Annotated in this window: 16 protein-coding genes; 9 read left to right on the forward strand and 7 right to left on the reverse strand. The window is 66.9% G+C overall.

Annotation, left to right across the window (positions count from 1 at the left end; genetic code table 11):
- Positions 1-339: 339 nt before the first annotated feature.
- The 4 genes from J2751_RS01565 to J2751_RS01580 form a co-directional block, all read right to left on the reverse strand.
- On the reverse strand, positions 340-1,503 hold the full coding sequence (locus J2751_RS01565) for an acyl-CoA dehydrogenase family protein (protein ID WP_209482714.1): 1,164 nt from the start codon (positions 1,501-1,503) through the stop codon (positions 340-342).
- Between the two features lie 76 nt (positions 1,504-1,579).
- Entirely contained in the window at positions 1,580-2,812 is a 1,233-nt protein-coding gene (locus J2751_RS01570; RefSeq protein ID WP_209482715.1) for a digeranylgeranylglycerophospholipid reductase, read from the reverse strand.
- 206 nt (positions 2,813-3,018) lie between these two features.
- Positions 3,019-3,882, reverse strand: coding sequence for a 2-oxoacid:ferredoxin oxidoreductase subunit beta (locus J2751_RS01575; protein WP_209482716.1), 864 nt, complete (start codon positions 3,880-3,882; stop codon positions 3,019-3,021).
- Positions 3,883-3,885: 3 nt separating this feature from the next.
- Positions 3,886-5,643 (reverse strand): 2-oxoacid:acceptor oxidoreductase subunit alpha, encoded by a 1,758-nt coding sequence (locus tag J2751_RS01580; RefSeq protein WP_209482717.1) that lies wholly within the window; start codon positions 5,641-5,643, stop codon positions 3,886-3,888.
- 271 nt (positions 5,644-5,914) lie between these two features.
- Here J2751_RS01580 and J2751_RS01585 point away from each other — a divergent pair, with 271 nt between their 5' ends.
- Together J2751_RS01585 and J2751_RS01590 are read left to right on the forward strand one after the other, a co-directional pair.
- Complete coding sequence (locus J2751_RS01585; RefSeq protein ID WP_209482718.1) at positions 5,915-6,559, forward strand: FAD-binding oxidoreductase; 645 nt, start codon at positions 5,915-5,917, stop codon at positions 6,557-6,559.
- A gap of 66 nt (positions 6,560-6,625) precedes the next feature.
- Positions 6,626-8,248, forward strand: coding sequence for a lipopolysaccharide biosynthesis protein (locus J2751_RS01590; protein WP_209482719.1), 1,623 nt, complete (start codon positions 6,626-6,628; stop codon positions 8,246-8,248).
- On the opposite strand, the gene J2751_RS01595 is transcribed toward J2751_RS01590, so the two are convergent.
- Complete coding sequence (locus tag J2751_RS01595) at positions 8,245-9,375, reverse strand: pyridoxal phosphate-dependent aminotransferase (protein ID WP_209482720.1); 1,131 nt, start codon at positions 9,373-9,375, stop codon at positions 8,245-8,247. The genes J2751_RS01590 and J2751_RS01595 overlap by 4 nt on opposite strands.
- Before the next feature lie 95 nt (positions 9,376-9,470).
- On the opposite strand from J2751_RS01595, the gene J2751_RS01600 reads away from it, so the two are divergent.
- On the forward strand, positions 9,471-9,962 hold the full coding sequence (locus J2751_RS01600; RefSeq protein WP_209482721.1) for a metal-dependent hydrolase: 492 nt from the start codon (positions 9,471-9,473) through the stop codon (positions 9,960-9,962).
- A 26-nt stretch (positions 9,963-9,988) separates the two neighbouring features.
- Here the strand turns inward: J2751_RS01600 and J2751_RS01605 are convergent, their stop codons facing one another.
- Positions 9,989-10,753 (reverse strand): PHP-associated domain-containing protein, encoded by a 765-nt coding sequence (locus J2751_RS01605; protein ID WP_209482722.1) that lies wholly within the window; start codon positions 10,751-10,753, stop codon positions 9,989-9,991.
- 108 nt (positions 10,754-10,861) lie between these two features.
- Between J2751_RS01605 and J2751_RS01610 the strand changes: the two genes are divergently transcribed.
- The 3 genes from J2751_RS01610 (at position 10,862) to J2751_RS01620 (ending at position 14,076) form a co-directional block, all read left to right on the forward strand.
- The gene (locus J2751_RS01610) at positions 10,862-11,158 is read left to right on the forward strand and encodes a DUF7565 family protein (protein ID WP_209482723.1); all 297 of its coding nucleotides are present in this window, start codon (positions 10,862-10,864) and stop codon (positions 11,156-11,158) included.
- A gap of 106 nt (positions 11,159-11,264) precedes the next feature.
- Positions 11,265-12,467, forward strand: a complete 1,203-nt coding sequence (locus tag J2751_RS01615; RefSeq protein ID WP_209482724.1) for an ArsA family ATPase — start codon at positions 11,265-11,267, stop codon at positions 12,465-12,467.
- Between the two features lie 829 nt (positions 12,468-13,296).
- On the forward strand, positions 13,297-14,076 hold the full coding sequence (locus J2751_RS01620; protein ID WP_209482725.1) for a DUF2103 domain-containing protein: 780 nt from the start codon (positions 13,297-13,299) through the stop codon (positions 14,074-14,076).
- A 40-nt stretch (positions 14,077-14,116) separates the two neighbouring features.
- Here the strand turns inward: J2751_RS01620 and J2751_RS01625 are convergent, their stop codons facing one another.
- The gene (locus tag J2751_RS01625; RefSeq protein ID WP_209482726.1) at positions 14,117-15,427 is read right to left on the reverse strand and encodes an MBL fold metallo-hydrolase; all 1,311 of its coding nucleotides are present in this window, start codon (positions 15,425-15,427) and stop codon (positions 14,117-14,119) included.
- Positions 15,428-15,539: 112 nt separating this feature from the next.
- Between J2751_RS01625 and J2751_RS01630 the strand changes: the two genes are divergently transcribed.
- The 3 genes from J2751_RS01630 to J2751_RS01640 all read left to right on the forward strand — a co-directional run bounded on the left by J2751_RS01630 (position 15,540) and on the right by J2751_RS01640 (position 17,666).
- Positions 15,540-16,307 (forward strand): nucleotide-binding protein, encoded by a 768-nt coding sequence (locus J2751_RS01630; protein WP_209482727.1) that lies wholly within the window; start codon positions 15,540-15,542, stop codon positions 16,305-16,307.
- Positions 16,304-16,882 carry a hypothetical protein gene (locus J2751_RS01635; RefSeq protein WP_209482728.1) on the forward strand — a complete coding sequence of 193 codons (579 nt, stop codon included), beginning with the start codon at positions 16,304-16,306 and terminating at the stop codon, positions 16,880-16,882. Before J2751_RS01630 ends, J2751_RS01635 begins: the two co-directional genes overlap by 4 nt.
- Positions 16,883-17,036: 154 nt before the next feature.
- Positions 17,037-17,666 (forward strand): hypothetical protein, encoded by a 630-nt coding sequence (locus J2751_RS01640; protein ID WP_209482879.1) that lies wholly within the window; start codon positions 17,037-17,039, stop codon positions 17,664-17,666.
- Positions 17,667-17,735: the final 69 nt, after the last annotated feature.

Below are 17,735 nucleotides of genomic sequence, written 5' to 3' on the forward strand. Positions count from 1 at the left end.
CGCGACGCTCGCCCTTTTTGAGTGCTTGCGTCGTCATCAGAACGCTCCGCGTTCTGATCGGCTCACGAGAGCGGCGCTCTCGTGAACGCCCGTCTTCCCGGAGCAGGCTGCCCCTTTGAGTCCCACCCCGCACCCCCCGAACCTCAGGCCTCCCCAGCCTCGCCGCTCACGCCCTACGGGCGTTCGCGGCGTCCCTCGCGGGCTCCGAGCGGCCGCTTATAAGCGGCCGCTCGGAGGGGCGGGGCGAGAGCTTCGCTCTCGCTAGCAACTGGCGGCTCCGCCGCCGGTGACGCCGCCGCATGATCTGTTATATATCGCGTCCTCTCGGGCCGCTGGAGGCTATTCGAACGCCGCGATCCCGGTCAGGTCCTCGCCGAGGATCAGGCTGTGGATATCGTGGGTACCCTCGTAGGTGTACACCGTCTCCATGTTCGCCATATGGCGCATCGGCGAGTAGTCGGTCGTGATCCCGTTGCCGCCGAGCATCTCGCGGGCGACTCGCGACTGGTCCCTTGCGGTCCGGACGTTGTTCCGTTTCGCCATCGAGACGTGTTGCGGCCGGAGGTCGCCGCGCTCTTTCAGCTCTGCGAGCCGATACGCGAGCAGCTGTGCGGTCGTTATCTCCGTCGCCATCTCCGCGAGCTTCTCCTGTTGGAGCTGGAACCGGGCGATCGGACCGCCGAACTGGTCGCGGTCGAGCGCGTACTCACGGGCCTGCTCGAAACAGTCGCGAGCCGCGCCGACCGCCCCCCACGCGATCCCGAATCGAGCCTGCGTGAGACACGACAGCGGTCCTTTCATCCCCTCGACGCCCGGCAGCCGGTTCTCGGCGGGAATACGGACGTTTTGAAGACTGATCTCGCCCGTGATCGACGCCCGAAGCGAGAGCTTGTCGTGAATCGCCGCCGTCGTCACGCCGTCACGGTCGGTCTCGACGAGGAACCCTCGGACCGGAGTTCCCTCAGCGGAGCTCTCGCGAGCCCACACGACCGCGACGTCCGCGATCGGCGAGTTCGTGATCCACGTCTTCGAGCCGTTGAGGACGTACTCGTCACCGTCGGCCTCGGCGGTGGTCTCCATCGCTGAGGGGTTCGAGCCGTGTTCCGGCTCCGTCAGCCCGAAACAGCCGACCGCTTCGCCCTCCCCCAGCGCGGGGAGCCAACGCTCCTTCTGCTCGTCGCTGCCGAACGCGTGGATCGGGTACATCACCAGAGCCCCCTGAACGCTCGCCATCGACCGGAGCCCGGAGTCACACGCCTCCAGCTCCTGCATCAACAGCCCGTACGCTGTCTCCGAGACGTTCGGGAGACCGTATCCGTCGAGGTTGGGCGCGTAAAACCCCATCTCACCCATCTCCTCGATCAGCTCCGTCGGAAACGTCCCCTCTTGGAAGTGGTCGCCGATGTCGGGGCGGACACGCTCCTCGACGAACCGACGAGCCGTGTCGCGGATCAGCCGTTCCTCCTCGCCGAGATCGGACTCCAGTCCCACGTAATCGAGCATGAACAACCATGGGAGAGGGCCGGGCAAAAACGGATCGGGGTCGGGCGTGACGATCGGTCCGGCCGCGAACGGGACGCTATTCGATGCGTTCGCGCGCGTACTTCGCCAACAGCGGAAGGTCGTCGAGGTGGATCAGCTTCGACATCGCACGCTTCTCGCCCTGGTTCGCCTTCGCGAGCGTGTCATCGTCAGTCCGCCGGAGGTCCCGCATCAGCCGGTCGTAGCGTTCGTTGGGTGCGAGATACAACAGTTCGGTGAGCATCAGCCGCGCGTTCATCCGCGGGGCGACGTCGCGGTGCCAGAGCGTCTCGTAGATCGAGAGGCTCTCGGCGTCCGTCGGTTGGTTGGCGTCCGTGAGACACCGGTCGATGGCGGCTGCGGCCGCACGCGCGGACTTCATCCCTTTGTGGATCCCCTCGCCCCACAGCGGGTCGATGGTCGGAACCGTGTCCCCGATGGCGAGGAACGAGTCCGTATGCATCCGACCGGGCCGCTGGATGTGTGCGGAGCCGCGGTGGACCTTCCCCTCGATCTTCTCGGCCCCGTCGAACCGTGGATCCCGGTCGATCCATCCCTCGAGGTAGCCGTCGACGGTCTGGCCCTCCTCGGCGAACTCGCGGTGACGGTCGTTCTGGATGTAACAGATACCGACTTTCGCCGACTCCTCGCCCGTGGCGAAGATCCACGAGTAGCCGCCGGGCGCGATCTCGTGATCCAGTCGGAGCATCATCGCGCGACGGAGGTCCGCGAACTCGGGGTGATCGAGGTCGACGCCGTCCATCTCGTACTCGATCCCGATCGCCTGGTTCTCGCGTTCGAGGTCGACGACGTCGAGCGCGCTCGCGATGGGTGCGGCGGGACCGGTGGCGTCGACGACGACGTCGGCGTACACCTCCTCGCTACCCGCGTATTTCACGCCCTCGATGACGCCGTCATCGTCGAGGATCGGTCGCGACACGCGGGCGTCGAACCGGTACTCCGCGCCCGACTCGCGGCCGTCCTCGACGAGGAACTGCTTGAACTCGGCGAACTCGAGGACGGCACCCGGCTGATAGGACTCGTAGTGGTCGTTCGGTGACTCCAATACGACGTTGTCGGTGTACGACATCACGACGTCGTCGGGGATCCCGAACGAGGCCATCATGGAGGGGAACGTCCCGGCCGTGGACTTGTTGCTCTGTCGCGGGAACTCGTCTTCCGGTTCGGTTTCGAGAACGACGACGTCGTAGTTTCGGGCCGCCAGATCGCGGGCACACTGCGCGCCCGCCGGGCCGGCACCAGCGATGACGACGTCGTAGCGGTCTGGCATATACCATACATACGAACGCGCGTAATTAGGTTTGCCGGAACGGCACGGATATCGGCACAAGACGCCCGTCGTCGACCGATTTTGGCGAGGAATGGAGGACGGATTCGAGCCGCTGCTGTGACTGACAGGATGATCGGTAGAAACCCCAACGCGGACGAACCGAAACGGGTTCGACGGGGTCGAGCGGGAAGCGGCTCCGACGCGTTTCAGTAAAACTCTCGAACGAGGTCGGTCGCACCCTCGGGCGCGCCGTCGGGGAGCACGGACATGTCCTCGTCGACGCCGTGTTGCTCGTGGTACGGCACGGAGTTCTCGTCCTGATAGAAGATACCTTGGTACTCCTTATCGGAGTCGAGGATCGCCTCCTTGGCGGCGTCACGGTCGGACGGATCGTGGTCCGCCTCTTTGAGGTCGACTAGCGAGTCACGGAAGTAGTCGTACGTGTCCACGTCGTTGAACGTGACACACGGCGAATAGACGTTGACGAAGCCGAACCCGTCGTGTTCGACCGCTTTCTGGATGATCTCCTGATGCCGCAGCGCGTCGGAAGAGAACGACTGTGCGATGAACGTCGCGCCCGACGCGAGCGCCAGCGCGTGGGGGTTGACGGGCGGCTGCTTGGGCCCGTCGGGGCTCGTCGATGTCTCGAAGTCCTCACGCGAGGTCGGCGACGCCTGCCCCTTCGTCAGCCCGTAGATGCGGTTGTCCATCACGACGTAGGTCATGTCGACGTTGCGTCGGACCGCATGGACGAAGTGACCCGCACCGATGGAGTAGCCGTCGCCGTCGCCGCCGGCGACCATCACTTCGATGTCGGGTCGCGCCATCTTCACACCCGTCCCGACCGGTAGGGCGCGGCCGTGGACGCCGTGAAGCGCGTAGCTGTGCATGTACGTGCCGATCTTTCCGGAACAGCCGATGCCGGCGACGACGAAAGTGTTGTCGGGGTCGTTGCCCGTCTCCGCGAGGGCCTTCATCATCCCGTTCATCGTGCCGAAGTCGCCACATCCTGGACACCAGGTCGGCTGCTTGTCGGATTTGAAATCCGTGAATCGAATGTCTGAGCTCATTGGTTACGCCTCCACCCCCGTCGTGAGGGTTGCTTTGATCTCCGCTGCGAGTTCGTCGGCCTTGAATCGCACGCCGGTGTACTTGTTCACGCGGTCGACGCGTTCGAGCACGTCGTGTTCGACGATGTCCGCGAACTGTCCGGTCTCGTTACACTCGACGACGACGACGTTCTCGGCCGCCTCGACGGCGTCAGTGAGGTCCGGCCGCGGGAAGACATACGGAACCGAGAGCACCCGTACGTCGACCCCGTCGTCCGCGAGGAGATCGAGCGCCTCGACGAGCGCCCCCTCGTTCGAGCCCCACGTGATGACGAGGTTCTCCGCGTCAGCGTCGCCGAACTCGCGCGGGCTCCAGTCCTCGCGCGCCTCGGCGGTCTCGACCTTCCGGTTGCGCTTGTCGACCTGTTCGACGCGCATCTCGGTGTCCTCGGTCCGTCGACCCTGCTCGTCGTGTTCGAGTCCGGTCGACATGTGTGCCCCGTCGGCGGTGCCGGGGAACGCCCGCGGCGAGATCCCGTCGTCGGTGATCTCGTGGGGCTGGAAGCCGCCCGACTCGCTCAGGTGGCCGTCGATGTTCGACTCGTCGACGACGAAGCCGCGGTCGATCTCGACTTCGTCCATATCGAACGCCTCCGGCGAGAACGTCTGCTCGGTGACCGCCATCGAGAGGTCGGCGGTAAGGTAGACGGGGAGCTGGTACTTCTCGGCGAGGTTGAACGCCTCGACGGTCTTCCAGAAACACTCGTCTATCGTCGTCGGCGCGACCACGAACCGGGGGATCTCGCCGTGGCCGCCGTACAGCATGTGGTTCAGGTCACCTTGTTCCTGCTTCGTCGGCATCCCCGTCGAGGGGCCCGAGCGCATCACGTTACAGATGACGAGCGGGGTCTCCGAGGTGGCGATCAGTCCGAACGTCTCCGTCATCAGGTCGATTCCGGGACCCGAAGTGGCCGTCATCGCGCGCGCGCCACCGCGGGCGGCCCCGAGCGCCATGTTGATCGCGGACAGCTCGTCTTCCGCCTGAACGACGTGGCCGCCGTACTGCTCGATACGGCCGGTCAAGTACGTCATCACGTCGGTCGCGGGCGTGATCGGGTAGCCGGCGTAAAAGCGGCAGCCCGCGGCGATGGCGCCCATCCCGATCGCCTCGTCGCCGTTGAGGAGGACGTAATCCTCGTCGGTCGTCTCCAAGTCGTAGTCGAACTCGTGGTCGTACTCCTTGGCGACGTACGACTGGCCCGCGCGGGCCGCCTCCTTGTTGTTGTCGACGAGTTTCTGCCCTTTGTCGCCGAACCGCTTTTCGAGCGCGGAGTCGAGGTTCTCGATGGGGAACTCGGCGACCTCACAGGCCGCGCCGAGCGCGACGACGTTCCGCATGATCGCTCCCCCGGCCTCTTCGGCGAGCCGCTTGAGCGGAACGTCGAGACCGATCATCTCGTCGGGGATCTCGACGTTCTGCATCGTCGTTCGCTCGCCATCGTAGATGATCACGGATCCTCCGTGGAGCTCGTCGAGGTTCTCCTCGATCGTCCGGGGGGTCAACGCGATGAGCACGTCGAGTCGGTCAACGACGCTCTGTACCTTGTCGACGGATGTCCGCACCTTATACGCGGTGTAGCCGCCCCGGATCCGCGAGGCGAAGTCCTTCGACGTGAACACGTGTCGACCCGCTCGGGAGAGCGCTTGCGCGAAGATCTTCCCGGTCGAGTCGATGCCGTCGCCGGCCTCCCCGCCGACGGCCCAGTTGAAGTCCGCAGCCATTGCTATGTCGCAGGTTTCGCCGGACTCATCAAAAGGCTTCTGGAAGGAGCTATCGACTGAGTTTAAAACGAACGTCCAATTATATATAGTATTCAAGGTAAATATAGCGTACATAGCCTGTTAACGAATTATAATTGGACGAATGTTTTCCATAACCCTCACGATCGACCCTCGTCGTCCCATTTGATTTCGACATCCGTCGAAAAGGGATTGCGATCGGTTCGTCGGGACGGACGGGAACACGTTTGTGTCCGAGGACCCCATCGAGGATATGGATGCGACAGTCACGGTAGCTACGGTCGAAACGGTCGGCCCGGACACGTACGCGATCCGGTTCGATACCCCCGACGGGTTCACCGCGGAGCCCGGACAGTTCGTGAAGCTCGGAACCGAGATCGACGGCGAGCACGTCGCCCGGTTCTACACGCTCTCCTCGCCGACGGTCGACGAGACTTTCGAGGTCACGGTCGGGATCGACCCCGAGGAGGGCGGCGAGTTCTCCGCGTTCCTCGCCGATGTCGAGGCGGGCACCGAGATGACGCTCTCGGGCCCGTTCGGCGATCAGCACTACGACGGCGAGACACGCGCGGTGGTCGTCGCCGGAGGTCCGGGCGTCGGTCCGGCCGTCGCCATCGCGGAGCGCGCGCTCGACGAGGACGCCGAGACCGCGATCGTCTACCGCGACGACGATGTCTCACACGCGGACCGACTCGACGACCTACGGGCCCGTGGCGCGGCGGTTCGTCTCCTCGACGCTGACGAGCCGCTCGACGACGCGGTCGACGAAGTCCTGACGGGTGCCGACGGCGAGACGTTCTTCGTCTACGGTTTCGCTGATCTGGTTGCCGACGCCGAAGCAGCGATCGAGGCCGCCGGCGGCGACGCCGACGCCGCGAAGGTCGAGAACTTCGGATAGGCCATCGGTCCGGCCGCGATCGATCCGCTTACCCCCGGGAACCCGCTGCGGTCGAGCGGGCAGACCGTGGCCGACGATCGGACAGTAGAGCCTGACGACGCGACTGAGAGCGACGCGTCCGGCGGGAACAGTTCGTCGCCTACCGGCGGTGCCGACGCCCAAGAAACCGTTGCGAGCGACGAACGCGAGGCGCTGGCGACGATCGCTCGCGGAGCCGTCGTCACCGGTGGTGCGGTCTCGGCACAACGGGCGTTGACGACCGCGACCGAGTTCGTGTTGACCCGCGGACTCGGCCCGGCCACGTACGGGGTCTACGCGTACGCGTGGCGGATCACGCAGGTGCTGGTCCAGCTCGTTACCGTCGGGAGCGTGCCCGCACTCCAACGGTTTCTCCCGGCGGCGGGAGACGACCCCGGCCGCCGGTCACGGATCACGGGGTTAGCGTACGCGACCACGGTCGTGGCGGGACTCCTGATGGCCGCCGGGATCTGGTATGTGGCCCCGTGGATTAACGAGCGTACGGTTGCGGACCCCACGTTCACACCGACACTGCGACTGTTCGGGCCGCTTATCGGCCTTCTCGGTCTCGTGAGCATCGTCGCGGCCGTCTTTCGGGCGATCGGATCGGCGCGCGGGGAGGTTCTGTTCAACAAACTTCTTCGGCCGGGCGTCCGGCTCGTCGGTGCCGTGATCGCCCTTGCGCTCAGCTATTCGGTCGTTGGCGTCGTGGGGGCGATCGTTCTCGCGACGCTACTGCTCGTCGTCCTCGGCGTTCCGATGTCCATCCGCGCAACCGGGATCAGACCGCGGCTCCGAGGCGCACGCCGGAACGTAGCCGAGTTCTACAACCACGCCGGACCCGTCGCGATGAGCAGTTTCGGTAAGGTGTTCCAGAACCGCGTCGACGTCCTGCTCGTCGGGGCGCTTCTCACCTCCGTTGCTGCTGGGGTGTACAACGTCGTCCTCGTGTTGATCTCGTTCGCGTGGATCCCGTTGCTCTCGTTTAATCAACTCCTTCCGCCCGTCGCGTCCGACCTCTACGCTGCCGACCGAATCGAAACGCTCAACGCGGTGTACGCCTCCGTGACACGTCTGATAGTCACAACGGTCCTGCCAGTAATCGCGGTCCTCGGCGTCTACGGAGCGGAGCTGCTCGCCGTGTTCGGATCCGCGTACACCCGTGGATACCTCCCGCTCGTGGTGTATCTGGGCGGCGTGTTCGTCGGGAGCGCCGTCGGGGCGACCGGGTGGCTCCTCATGATGACCGACCACCAGTACGCCAGAATGATACTCGACTGGCTGCTCGCCGTTCTCAACGTCGCCCTCACCTACGTCTTCGTTCTCCAGTACGACCTCGTCGGGGCAGCCCTCGGAACGTCGGTGGCCATCGCCGTCCAAAACGGAGTACAGGTCCTGCTCCTTCGTCGGTTCGAAGGGTTATGGCCGTTCGACCGGACCTTCCTGACGCCGCTGGCGGCTGGGGGCGTCATGGTCGCCTGTATGCTCGCGGTCCGGGAGGCGCTTCCGGGTCTCGTCGCCGTTGCTGTCGGAACGCTCGTCGGTATTGCCGCCTACCTCGCGACGCACCGACTGCTCGGGGTCGATCCCCGAGACCGACTCGTCGTCGCCACGCTGGCTGCGGAGTACCGCGAAACCCTCGCCGAGTGGTCCCCAATCGGAGGTCGCTAGGACTCCTCGCGGCACGCTTTCCGATCCGACGCAAAGTACTCGACGAGCCGCTCGGCCGCCTCGACCGCACGCGGCGTCACCAGTGCGAACCGGATCCACTCGTCGCGGGCGGTGCCGAACGTCTCGCCGGGCATCCCGGCGACGCCCGCCTCGTCGATCAGTCGTTTGACGTTTGCCATTGTTCCAGGGAACCCGTCGAACCGCGCGAGGACGTAAAAGGCTCCCTCAGGGCGGGTGTACGCCGCGCCCGCCTCGTCGAGGGCGGCGGTGAACGCGTCGATCCGGTCCGCGAGGCGGTCGCGCGCCTCGGCGTAGTAGTCCGCGTCGGTGGCGGAAAGCGCCTCCGCGACCGCGTACTGGGCGGGCCGCGACCCGGCGACGTTCACGAGCATATGTCTGGCCTTCGCGGGAAACGCGTGCTCGTCCGGGAGCACGGCGTACCCTACCCGGAACCCCGTGATCGCCATCGACTTCGAGAAGCCGCTCGTGACGATCACGCGCTCCGAGTCGAGCGTTAGCGCGGACTCGAAGCGCCCGGAGAAGTCGAAGTGGTCGTACACCTCGTCGACGACGACGAGCGCGTCGACCGCCTCGGCGACCTCGACGACCTCCCGGACGTTCTCGACGTCGTACACCGCTCCGGTCGGGTTGTTCGGGGTGTTCAACACGATCAGCGCGGTCCCGTCGCTCGCGGCCGCACGGACCGCCTCGATGTCGAGGCTCCCGTCCCGCTCGGTCGGGACGAGCGTTGGCTCTCCGCCGAGTAGCTCGGTCTTGCCGGGGTAGTACGGATAAACCGGATCCATCAACAGCGCCTCGTCGCCCGCGTCGCGCTCGAACGCCCGGGCCATGGCGAGGTAGTTCGCCTCGCCCGTTCCGTTGGTGACAACGATCCGGTCGGGGTCGACGTTTCGACGGGCCGCGATCGACTCCCGGAGCCCCCTGATCCCTTCGCTCGGCGGATACTGGAACGCCTCGGACGGTCCGTTCGCGTACTCCGAGAGGGCGTCCCGGAGCGCGGCCGGCGGCTCCCAGTCGGGGTTGCCGCTCACCATGTCGACCACGTCGCCGTCGGCGGCCGCGGCGTACTCCATCACGTGGAAGAACTTCGGCTCCTCGTACTCCATGCCGACGCCTGGGCGGCCGCCGCCGTGGCTCTTTCGGGACGCAGTCCGCGCACGCGATCCGTGCCTTTTGAGTCACGCCCCCGAAAGGGGGTATCATGAACAAACGCGGTCACGTGTTGAACGCGCTGTTGCTCGCCGTCGGGATCGGGTTCGTGTTGGAGCCCGGTGCCGACCTCGACACCGCGACGAAGATCGGCCAGATCACCGTCCCGATCGTCCTCGGCGCGCTGTTCCCGGATGTCGACACCGCGTTCGGAAAACACCGGAAGACGCTCCACAGCCTCCCGGTGCTCGCGATCTTTCTCGCGTACCCGATCTTCTTCGACAACCTCCATTTCGTCTGGGTCGGGGTACTCACGCACTACATCCTCGATCTGGTCGGGAGCCGCCGGGGAATCGCGCTGTTCCACCCGCTCTCGGACAACGAGTTCTCGCTTCCCTTCGGCGTGACGACGAGCAGCAAGTACGCCGACCTCGTGACCGTGATCATCACCGCGCTCGAGGTCGCCGCGTTCTGGGCGGTCCACACGTACGTCGTCGAACTCGACGTCGACCTCACGGCGGCAACCGCCGGACTCGGGATCTAAGCGGGCGAGGAACGTGGGCGAGAAGCCTAGCGATACACGCTCACGTCGTCGAACCGCCCCTCATAAGCGACGTTCGACGGGAGCGTTGGCTCGTCGCCGGAGAGGAACAGCCGGTCGGCTTTGACCCACGTGTTCTCGTAGGCGATGTGCGCGAACTCGACGAGTCCCCGGATCCGATGGCCGATCCCGCTGCGATGGACGACGGTTCGCGGGCGACCCTCACGGAACGCGTCGACGACGGCGTCGGCGTCGGGGAGGTCCTCCTCGAAGGCGGTCCACGCCTCGCCGACCGTCGAGGGGAGATGCGCGTACGACGAGCCGAATCCGGGGAGATCGAGCTCGTCGGCGATCCGCTGGGCGCGGGCGTTCTGGTGGGGGAGTAGTTTGGCGTCGTACGTCTCGATCGCGTCGATCCGGGCGGCATGTGCCGTGATCTCGGGTCGAGTCAGCGAGACCGTCGCGAACTCGGGGTGGGGCACGAGCACGGCGGCGTCCTGCCGGTCGAACTCCGCCATCGCGCCCTCGAAGGTGATGTAGTCGGGAACGGGCTCCGAGAGTCCGAGCGCGAGCAGGTGTCTCCGGTTCCCCCAGTCGCCGGTGAACACCTCTCGACCGGGAACGATCGTCAGGTCGTCGTCGCTGTAGCGGGTGGCACGGTCGCGGATCGTCGGTAGCCGCGTGAAGTGGGGGGCGTACACGAGCGCGTCGATCCCGCGGTCCTTCGCGCGGGCGACGACGCGCTCGTCGAGCACCTTCACGTGGGTGTCGACGCGCGTTCGGGGTCGGCTCACGGTTCGGAGTACCGGACAGCAGTCAAAAGGCGTATCGTTCGACGTCCGTACCGGTGACAGGTCCGGGTCGGGGGAAACCGTTAACGCCCCCGGCGGGCACTATGGAGTATGGCTCCCTGGGCGTGTGGGATCGAGGACTGTGACGCCGTCTTCGACGGCGTGGAGTCGCTCATCCTCCATCAGACGCGCGACCACCAGCGTCACGAGTGTAAGGTGTGTGGGACGATCGTCCCGGACGGCTACTTCGCGATCCGACACACGTTCGACGAGCACACCCGCGCCGAGTACGTGCGAGCGTACGAGGCGGACTCGGGGGCGGTTCGCCGCCGCGAGAACGTGAAACGCGAGATCGAGACGGAGGCCGACCTCCAAGCCGTCGTCGACCGGCTCGACGGATCGGTGTAGCGGGGGCGCTCGCGCCCGCCTCCTGTACGACTTTCCAGGCTCTCCGGTCGATGTCTCGCCGCTCCGTACCGACGGGTACACAAACGCGCCGCCACCAGTACCGTCCATGGACGATATCGACGTCGAGCCGGTCGACCGTGTCGAGGAGACGGACTCCGCCGACGAGTCGGGGGCCGCCGACGGAACGGAGACCGGCCACGAGCCGGACGCCGCCGACCCCGACGACGCGCTCGTCGGCGACGACGGGACGCGGCTCCCGCAGGGGGTCGACGCCCCCGACTACGTGCTGTACGGCGGGAAGGGCGGCGTCGGAAAGACGACGATGGCGGCCGCAACGGGGCTCTCCTCGGCAGCCGGCGGCGTCCGGACGCTGGTTGTCTCCACGGACCCGGCACACTCGCTGTCGGACACGTTCGGCATCGACGTGCCGGCCACGCCGGCGCGGATCCGCGATGACATGCCGCTTTTTGCGGCGGAGATCGACCCCGACGACGCCATGGACGAGGGAATGTTCGGTGCCGACGGCGACCCCCTCGGCGGGATGGGGGACATGGGCGACGCGATGGGCGGAATGATGGGTGGGATGGCCGGCGGCGGCATGGAGGGCATGGCCGAGGACGCCGCGGAGGGGATGGACGATGCTCCCGGCTCGCTTCTCGGCGGGACGATGCCCGGCGCGGACGAGGCTGCGGCGATGCGGCAGCTGTTGGAGTATCTCGACGACACGCGGTTCGACCGGGTGATTGTCGACACCGCACCCACCGGTCACACCCTGCGGCTGCTCCAGCTACCCGAGATCATGGACTCGATGATCGGGCGCGTGATGAAGATGCGCCAGCGCTTCTCGGGGATGATGGACGGATTAACGGGGATGTTCGGCGGCGACGACGGCGCGGACCCCTCCGCGGACCTCGAGGAGCTTCAAGCACGCATCGAGCGGCTGCGGGGTGTGTTACAGGACCCCGAGCGGACGGACTTCCGCGTGGTGATGATCCCCGAGGAGATGAGCGTCGTCGAGTCCGAGCGGCTGATCGCCCGGCTCGACGAGTTCGGCATTCCCGTGAACACGCTCGTCGTCAACCGCGTGATGGAGCGGGTAAGCGGCGTTGCCGACGTCGACCCCGACTGGATCGTCGAGCCCGACCCGGAGCACTGCGAGTTCTGTGCCCGACGGTGGGACGTCCAACAGAACGCCCTGCGAGGGGCGACTGACATGTTCCGCGGCCGCGACGTGAAGCGCGTGCCGCTGTTGGCGAACGAGGTGCGCGGCGAGGCCGCGCTGCGTGTGGTCGCGGCGTGTCTGGACTGAGAGGAGGCGCGAACATTTATAAAGCATATCGGATCTATTGAAATCCCATCATTCAGAGATATTCTCACCTGAAACAGCTGGTCGGCGAGAATTGCGTAGTGACCGATTCCGGGAGCACGTCGCGCAATACGGTGGAGTGGTTGTTTATAAGTGATCGAGTGGTGTTGCTGGCGGCGGTTCATAAGTGATTGAGTATGAATCGGCGGTGAACGGGTCCAAAGCCCCAGCGCTTAAAAGGGCGTACGCTCGCTGTGCGCCTCAGTCGCTCGTTTCACTCGCTCTTTGCGGTGCTTGGGTCGCCTACGCCCTTTTAATCGCTGCCCCTTCGAGTCCCGCCCCGCACAGCAGCACAACCTCACACCTCCCCATCCTCGCCGGAACGGCGCTTATAAGCGCCGTTCCGGGCTCCAGCGAGAATCGAAGATTCTCTGACAGCCGGCGCGGAGCGCCGTCGACCTCGCACCGTCGGTGAGCGCCGTACTGCGGCGCTCACCGGGGCGCGCCACCGCAGCATTCTTTATAAATAATCGTCGCACCTGTTCGTGGTCGGTTTATATACGATATTGTCGCTCCCACTCTGAGAGACTCACTCCCGCCATCACTCACGACTGCGTCTGTACTGACCGATTCGCGCCCTGTATCCAGTACACAGGTCGTGTCAGTTCTGGATGATTTCAACCCCTGATCTCGACGGGATTTCGACGGAACCGACGACTCGTGAGCGACTACGACCGGACGACCGTGCGATCACACGACGAACGATCACGCTCTGGACTCGACGGACGCCCGGAACGGACGCCCTTTTAGGCGCTACGCCCCTCCCACCGGTATGAACTGCCGGCAGTGTGGAACGCCCCTCGACAAGCCCGGGGACTACTGTCTCACCTGCCACACTGCCAACAGCAACGCGGTCGTCGTCGAGTTCGACCCGGATCGCGCCGAGTTGACGATGCTCGACGAGGACGACGTGGTCGGCCACACGGCGATCACGACTCGCCCGGAGCGCGACGAGGACCTGACCCACATTCAACTGCGCAACTTCGCCGGCCGCGTCGCCGACGAGATCCGCCGGAAACGACCGGAGACCGTCTACGCCGCCGGCGCACGCGACCCGCTGCGGGAGACCCGCGCGCAGATCCACCACGAGTTCTACCGCGTGCCGGACGCCGACCCCACTGATGAGTCGGGCGAGAGCGGTCGGGACGGCCACCCCGCCGAAAGCGACGTGGTCGCGTGGGTGCTCGACCGCCGCGGCGACCGCGCGCTGGAGGTGGTCGAGACCCCGCCCCGCGAGAAGATCGGCGGCTCGCACTCGACGCTCATCGGCGATCGCAAGGGTCGGAAGGCGGTCCAGACGGTCGCCTCGCATCCGCACGTCAAGAAAATCGTTCCCGGCCCGATCGACGCCGGTGGGACCGGCTCGCGGACCGGGCTCCGCGCGAAGGCGACCCGCGCGGGCACGAACGGGAACGTACGTCTGCTCCTCCGTGACGGCTCCAGCGTCCAAGAGAACCGGATCGTCACGACCGCGATGGATCGGGAGACTGGCGAGCGGGTCCGCGAGGACCTCAACGAGGCGCTGCGTGACGCGGAGCTACAGGACGTCTAAGCGGGATCGACGACGCCGTGCGGGCACTCCTGCCCGCCGCTCAGTCGTCCGCCTCACTCTCCGGGATCGGCTCGGCCGCACACCGGTTCGGGCCGAGTTCGAGCTCGATGGCGGCGGTCTCGTCGGGCGGCGACTCGATCCCGCGGTTCGCCGCGATCACCGACTCGTAGTTCGGCGGCTTCTCCGGTAGCGTCGCCGTGATCCGGTCGACGAACGACTCCCGATCGCGGTCGAGGAGATCGATCCCCGTCCGCGCCTCGCCGACCGTCGTCGCAACCGGCTCGCCCGGCGTCACGTCGCCCGTCGTCCCGTCGTTCGCGACCGAGAAGTGCCCCGGCAGGACGACCACGTCGTCCGGCTCCGCGAGCAGGGTCCCGTGTAGCGAGTCGTAGAGTCGCTCCGCACCGGTGCGCGCGCCAATGGGTTCCTGACTCTCGTCCCCGCCGGCCGCGAACTGGAGCTCCGTCCGGCCGACGCTGTCGGTGAACAGCGTGTCGCCGGTGAGCACGGCTGATGCTCCGACGAGGTAGCTCGCCATGTCGTCGGTGTGGCCGGGCGTCGCGAGCGCCTTCAGGTCGATTCCGCCGACATCGAGGACCTCGTTGCGCCCGATCGGCTCGAACGCGTGGGCCACGTCGCGTTCGGCGGCCGCGGCCGGGAGGTAGTAGGGAACGTCGAGTTCGTCGGCGAGCGCGCGCCCCCCGGAGAGGTGGTCGGCGTGGACGTGGGTGTCGAGGACGGCCGCGATCTCGGCGTCGTACTTCTCGGCGGCCGCCCGCCATTCCTCGCCGTGACGGGAGACGTCGATGGCGATGGCGACGCGGTCGGAGCCATCGGAACCAGCGACGGCGACGCGGTCGGAGCCATCGGAACCAGCGACGGCGACGCGGTCGGAACCGTCGGAGCGCGGCTCGGTGCCGCCCACGACGAGGTACCCCAGACATCCCTTGGCGCGGCGCTGGATCTGGACGATGTCGAGCGGGGCCTCCCCGTCGTCGGGGAGAGGGATCTCGGCGTGGTCGTACACGGCCGACCAGCCGCGCATTCCGTCGTCGATCACGGATACGTCCTCGTAGCCGGCGGCGGTGAGCTCCTCGCCGAGGTCGAGAGAGGCCTTCCCCTTCGCGCAGGTGACCACGACGGTGTCTTCGGGACCGACCCCCGTCTCGGCCTCGAACTCGTCGCGATCGAACTCGTGAAACGGCTTGTAGAAGTAGTTGATCGAGTCGGCGATCCGCCACCCCGTGAAGCTGTCCTCGGGTCGCGTGTCGACGACGGTGAGGGAGCGTTCTTGCCGGCGCGCCGCGTCGACCATGTCCCGGAACTCCGATGCGGTGACGACGGTAACCATACTTCCATATCGACGCGGGCGGGCAAAACTCTGTCCCGACGCGGAAGCGCGTCGCGACCCGCGGACCGCCCGCGATGGATAGGTTTTAGCCGAGCGACACGGACGATGGGGCATGGTCGAGGCGTTCGCGGTCGCCAGCGGAAAGGGCGGCACCGGCAAGACGACGAGTACGCTCGCGCTCGGCATGGCGTTGGCCGACGAGTACGACGTCACCGTCGTCGACGCGGACACCGGAATGGCGAACCTACTCTTTCATACCGGGCTCGACGACGCGACGGTGACCCTCCACGATCTGCTCGTCGAGGGGACCGCGACGAACGTCTCCGAGGCCACCTACGACCGCTTCGGGATGTCCGTCGTCCCCTGTGGCACGTCGCTCGCAGGGTTCGAGGCCGCGGACCCCGCTCGCCTCCGCGAGGTGGTCGCCGAACTCGCCGGAGACACGGACGTGCTGTTGCTCGACTCGCCAGCCGCGCTCTCCTCGAAGTCCGCGGTGTTGCCCGTCGTGCTCGCCGACCGCGTCGTCGTCGTCGTCGAGCCGACGATCCCGGCGCTCTCTGACGGTCTGAAGGTTCAGGAGTACGCCCGCTCGTACGGCACCGAGACCGCAGGCGTGCTCCTCAACAAGGTCCGTGACGAGTCCGCCGACGTGGCCGAGCAGGCAGGACGGCACTTCGGCGGGCCGGTGCTCGCGAGCGTCCCGGAAAGCGACGTCGTGCGCGCGGCCCGCCGCTCCGGGATGCCGCTTCTCGCACACGCACCCGACAGCGAGCCGGCGGTCCGGTACCGCGACGCGGCCGCGCGACTCGACGTGCGCGACGGCGACGGCGAAGCGGTCGCGGCCCGGTTCAAGAGCGCGGTGGTGCCCGACACGCCATGACGCGGGCAACGGATGGGCCGGAGCTCCGGATCCCGCGGGGAGACCTCCTTCGCTCCCGCGTCGTCTCCGACGTCGGAACGACGCTGTCGACCGTGCTCGACCGGGAGCTGACCGGATACGTCACGCTCGTTCCACAGGAGACGCTGTTGTTGGAGGGGGACGCTCGCGGTGTCGTTACCTTCGCAGACGGCGTCCCGGTGCTCGCGTACAACACCGTCAGCGACAGGGGCGGCCCCGACGCGCTCGCCGAACTCGCCGTCCCCGGCCCGTATCGGGTCGAACTGTACGCAGTCGCCGCCGACGCGCTTGCCGCCGCCCACGAGGAGGAGGCGCTCCGGGTCCCGCCGGGTGCGGTCGCGACCGAACTCGCCGACGCACCGGATCTCGCGGACCGGACGCGGGAGGCGGCCCCGGCACACCGACTGGAGACGGACGACGGCGACGACGCGGACGCGGTCGCGGCGTTCCTCGAGGACGACGAGCGGATCGAGGCGATCCGCGAGCAGGCACGCGAGGAGGCGGCCGAGCGCGCGAGCGAGTGGGGGCTCGACGACGCGCTCGACGGGAGTGACTGAGATCGGTTGGCCCCCGAGCGGTCGGTGCCGTTTTGTCCTCGCCGCCCGTTCGTTCGGTATCACCGTCCTCCGCCTCCTCCGACTGACGACGCCGGACGCGTTCGCGGACTGGTATGCCGCGAGCCGTGCGTACACCCGCCACGTCGCCGACGGAATGGACTTTACAGGAGCCGACGCGCTCGACGGCGACCGAATAGCGACCGCGCTCGGGGACGCGCCCGAGGAGCTCTCCCCGGCCGCGGCACGGTCCGTCGCGACGACGCTGCTCGCGGACGCCGCGTTCTCGGAACCGTACTGCGAGTGGATGCCGGTATGGTACGAGATCGGCCTGCTCGCACCGGTTCGATACGCCGACTGGCGGCTTCGTCGGGTCGCCGGCGCGGTCGCGGACGCGTCCGACGCGACCGTCACTGCGCCGCGGTTCTCGCGTCCACGCGACGTCCGTATCGACGGGGATCCGGCGCTTGCGGGCGTCTCTGGATTCTGCGAGCGATTCCTCCTCGCGGACGCGCTCTTACATCTGGAGTGGTTCGTCCACGTCGCGACCGCGGACGGGATCGCCGTCCCCGACGACCTCGTGGCGCGGACCCGGCGGGAGTCGCTCGCGTACTACGCCGGAACCCGCGATCGGCTCTCACCCGACGTGAGGCGGTTTCAGGCGCTGCTCTTCTCGGACGACGCGTGGGTTCGTCGGGTCGACACGGCGTACGACCTCGACAGCCGCCTGTTCGGTCTCTGGGAGCGACTGCTCGCTACCGAGCGCCGCAGACTCGAGTCGACGTGAGGGGCAAACGGTGTTACAGTATCCGTAACACGGTACCGGGGCGATCGGCTGAGCGGTACGTAAGTATAG

It is taken from the genome of Halorubrum alkaliphilum (assembly GCF_017873815.1).
In the GTDB taxonomy this organism is placed as follows: Archaea; Halobacteriota; Halobacteria; order Halobacteriales; family Haloferacaceae; genus Halorubrum; species Halorubrum alkaliphilum.

Bases quoted from the DNA above. Each gene is read 5' to 3' on its own strand.
- J2751_RS01565 (WP_209482714.1), bottom strand. From the start codon at position 1,503: ATGCTCGATTACGTGGGACTGGAGTCCGATCTCGGCGAGGAGGAACGG.
- J2751_RS01625 (WP_209482726.1), bottom strand. From the start codon at position 15,427: ATGGTTACCGTCGTCACCGCATCGGAGTTCCGGGACATGGTCGACGCG.
- J2751_RS01620 (WP_209482725.1), top strand. From the start codon at position 13,297: ATGAACTGCCGGCAGTGTGGAACGCCCCTCGACAAGCCCGGGGACTAC.
- J2751_RS01615 (WP_209482724.1), top strand. From the start codon at position 11,265: ATGGACGATATCGACGTCGAGCCGGTCGACCGTGTCGAGGAGACGGAC.
- J2751_RS01630 (WP_209482727.1), top strand. From the start codon at position 15,540: ATGGTCGAGGCGTTCGCGGTCGCCAGCGGAAAGGGCGGCACCGGCAAG.
- J2751_RS01585 (WP_209482718.1), top strand. From the start codon at position 5,915: ATGGATGCGACAGTCACGGTAGCTACGGTCGAAACGGTCGGCCCGGAC.
- J2751_RS01600 (WP_209482721.1), top strand. From the start codon at position 9,471: ATGAACAAACGCGGTCACGTGTTGAACGCGCTGTTGCTCGCCGTCGGG.
- J2751_RS01640 (WP_209482879.1), top strand. From the start codon at position 17,037: ATGGACTTTACAGGAGCCGACGCGCTCGACGGCGACCGAATAGCGACC.
- J2751_RS01570 (WP_209482715.1), bottom strand. From the start codon at position 2,812: ATGCCAGACCGCTACGACGTCGTCATCGCTGGTGCCGGCCCGGCGGGC.
- J2751_RS01610 (WP_209482723.1), top strand. From the start codon at position 10,862: ATGGCTCCCTGGGCGTGTGGGATCGAGGACTGTGACGCCGTCTTCGAC.
- J2751_RS01635 (WP_209482728.1), top strand. From the start codon at position 16,304: ATGACGCGGGCAACGGATGGGCCGGAGCTCCGGATCCCGCGGGGAGAC.
- J2751_RS01580 (WP_209482717.1), bottom strand. From the start codon at position 5,643: ATGGCTGCGGACTTCAACTGGGCCGTCGGCGGGGAGGCCGGCGACGGC.
- J2751_RS01595 (WP_209482720.1), bottom strand. From the start codon at position 9,375: ATGGAGTACGAGGAGCCGAAGTTCTTCCACGTGATGGAGTACGCCGCG.
- J2751_RS01575 (WP_209482716.1), bottom strand. From the start codon at position 3,882: ATGAGCTCAGACATTCGATTCACGGATTTCAAATCCGACAAGCAGCCG.